Annotated in this window: 1 protein-coding gene and 1 pseudogene; both read left to right on the top strand. The window is 61.7% G+C overall.

The genetic code is table 11. The features are described 5' to 3' along the window. The first annotated feature begins 128 nt into the window (after positions 1-128). Positions 129-353 (top strand): hypothetical protein, encoded by a 225-nt coding sequence (locus tag BG52_RS01695; RefSeq protein ID WP_036579191.1) that lies wholly within the window; start codon positions 129-131, stop codon positions 351-353. Between the two features lie 79 nt (positions 354-432). After that, a pseudogene (locus tag BG52_RS01690) lies at positions 433-1,172 on the top strand (DNA ligase); the annotation flags it as partial.

Here is a 1,172-nt window from a genome sequence, read left to right as displayed (position 1 = left end):
AAGCTGGATGTAGGGTATTGCCTACATCCAGCGATTTTGCAGGTATGAACCCAGTTGTGCGAACTTAAAGGACGCCGTCAGGCGTTTTTCTTAAATTACAGGCGGTATAGCGCCGGGAGGTAAACAAGATGAAAAAATTTCTAGACCCTAAATTTATCACAACCATTTTTACCATGTTTGCCATAACCGTCAATAAAAAGTTTGGTTGGGGGTTAAGCGAATTAGAACTTGGCGCTTCCATTGCTGTCAGTGTGAACTTCATCTTTGCACAACTTGCCGTTGATTTTGCCAAAATGAACCGTGCCGCTGCCGGGGGCTTCAGCTTTAGATTCGGCGGACAGCCGCCGATATAAAAGGAAAGAAACGATTGCGCCTCGCCATGCGGCTGCGCTGAGCGGAGAATAAGGATAGACGGAAGAGAGGAATCTCGGGATGAACATCAGCCAACTTATGCGCGGACTGCTCGGCGAGGTGCAGCAGGACGGCGCCAAGGCGCTGGAATTGAAGATCGGCCAGATCGTGCGGGGCGTGATTGTGCAGATGCTCGAGGAGCAGGATGCGCTGGTACAGATCAACGGCTACACGGTGCGTGCGAAGCTGGAAACGGTGATGCAGCCCGGGCAGACGACGATGCTTCAGGTGCAGCCGGAATCCGCGGGCGCTCAGGTGGTCCTGAAGCCGGTCGATCTTCCGGGCGCGGCGCTGCCGGAGGAGACGGCCAGGGATTTGGCGCGCATGCTCGGACTGCCCGACAAGAAGTGGGCGCATGAGCTGGTACGCGATTTGAAGCGGGACGGCTTTCCGCTGACGCGCGAAGCGGGAGCGGCGCTGCAGCAGGCGGCGTCTGCGATGCCGGCAGGCGCGGCCGATGAGCAGTGGATGCAGGCGGCTGCGACAGCGTTCAAGCGTGGCCTGCCGATGACGGGCGCGACGGTGGACGCGCTGCGGCAGACGCTGTTCGGCAAGCCGGCCGGCGAGCTGCTGCAAACGCTGGGCGCGCAGCTGGCTGAGCTCGCCGGGGGCGCCGACGGCGAGCTGGCGAAGCAGGGGCAGGCAGGCAGCGCCGGGCGGCAGGCGATGCCGGAGGCCGCCGCGCGCGTGCAGGCGCTGCTCGCTGAAGGCGAGGCGCTGATCCGCGCGGCATTCGGCGGGGCTGCGGGAGGCGGCAACGC

The organism is Paenibacillus darwinianus, assembly GCF_000598065.1.
Classification (GTDB): Bacteria; Bacillota; Bacilli; order Paenibacillales; family Paenibacillaceae; genus Paenibacillus_I; species Paenibacillus_I darwinianus.
Note: the sequence above shows the minus strand (reverse complement) of the source record. Positions and strands in the feature narration are given on the sequence as shown.